This is a genomic window from Pseudomonas sp. RA_105y_Pfl2_P56 (genome assembly GCF_963970845.1).
GTDB lineage: Bacteria > Pseudomonadota > Gammaproteobacteria > Pseudomonadales > Pseudomonadaceae > Aquipseudomonas > Aquipseudomonas baetica_A.
Genome location: NZ_CAXAPL010000098.1, coordinates 1 through 1,342, shown reverse-complemented (window position 1 = coordinate 1,342; position 1,342 = coordinate 1). Strand labels below are relative to the sequence as shown.

Genomic DNA, 1,342 nt, shown 5'->3' with positions numbered 1-1,342 from the left:
GATCCCGGTACTGACCCCGTTTATGAACAAGATGGTGGATATCGGCAAAACCCTGGTGCGCTGGTCGACGCTGTTCCCAAACATTACGCGGGTGATCGGTATCACCACGCTGACCATCATGGTGATTATCGGCGCTCTGTCGTTGCTGACCGTGGTGGTGGGCGTCTCGAAAATGGCCTGGCTGAGTCTGGTGACGGTCTGGAAAGTCGTCCGGTTGCTTAACCTTCGAATTGCCGCGACCTTCATTTTGCAGAAGCTGGCGATGCTGACTTACGTCGCCGTGATCTACACGCTGAGCGCCGCTCTGCGCATTATTCGCGGCGCGATGTTGCTGTGGCAGGGCGCCATCTGGCTGGTCAACTTTGCCCTGACGGCCAACCCGATCGGCGTCATCGTGATGGGGATCGCTGTCCTGGTGGCGATCGTTGCCGTCGCGATTTACTACTGGGACGAATGGACGTCTGCCCTGATGAACACGGCGGCGTTCCAGTTCGTCGCCGCGCAATTCCAGAAGCTGTCCGACTGGTTCAGCTCCGTGGGTGGTTGGTCAGGCATGGTCAAGACCGCGTGGGACAGCATCGTCAGTGTTTTTCAGAAGGCCATCAACAGCCTGATCGAGCTGATGAACAACATCCCTGGCGTGAACATCGAGGCGCGTCTTGGCGGCATGCCCGAAGTGCCCGGCGTCGACGCGGCGACCAATGCCGCCGACACCGCCAACGCCGCGCAAAAAGCCCAGCAGACCATCAACGCGGCAATCCCCAGCCTTTCGCCGGCGCGCCCTTCAGCGGTGCCGCCCGATGGCCTGTTGACGAGCATTCAGAACAACAACAGCAGCCAGAACAAGGGCACGCATGTGGAGAACGTGAATATTCAAACCGCCAAACCGATGAACCCGCTGGAGCTGGAAAACATGCTCGCAATGGGGGTGGGTGGGTGAGCGAGTACGTCGATCTGTTGATCATCGACAACGACTTGGCGCTGGATCCGTCGCATCAGCCGCGCCTCATCGATGACCGTGCCTGCATCGCCCAGGACATCGCGCACATGATCCGCGACAGCGGGCTGCTGGTGACGTTGGTGGCTGAGCGCGATCGGCTGCGACAACGCGACTGCATCCAGCAACTGGAACTGTTGGTGGAGGACGACCAACGCCTGGTGCCCGGTACGGCGCGCATCACCCAGCAGGAGCCAGGCGTGTACCTGGTCACTGCAAAAACCCTGAAATTCGGTTCGATTGAGGTAAGTCTGTGAGCCAGGTCGATTTTAAAAAGGTGATTGCCGACGCCGGCATCCCAACCACCGAGGCCGGGTTAAAGGCTGCGTGGGAAAAGGAGGTGGA

At 59.7% G+C, this 1,342-nt stretch carries 1 protein-coding gene and 1 pseudogene; both read left to right on the top strand.

All coding sequences use genetic code 11. The annotated features are described in order from the left end of the window. Nucleotides 1-940, top strand: a pseudogene (locus tag AACY11_RS28205) (phage tail tape measure protein); the annotation flags it as partial. Further along, nucleotides 937-1,254: a DUF2590 family protein gene (locus AACY11_RS28200; protein WP_339464392.1), complete on the top strand. Its 318-nt coding sequence runs from the start codon at nucleotides 937-939 to the stop codon at nucleotides 1,252-1,254. The pseudogene AACY11_RS28205 and the gene AACY11_RS28200, both read left to right, overlap by 4 nt. The last annotated feature ends 88 nt before the right edge of the window (nucleotides 1,255-1,342 follow it).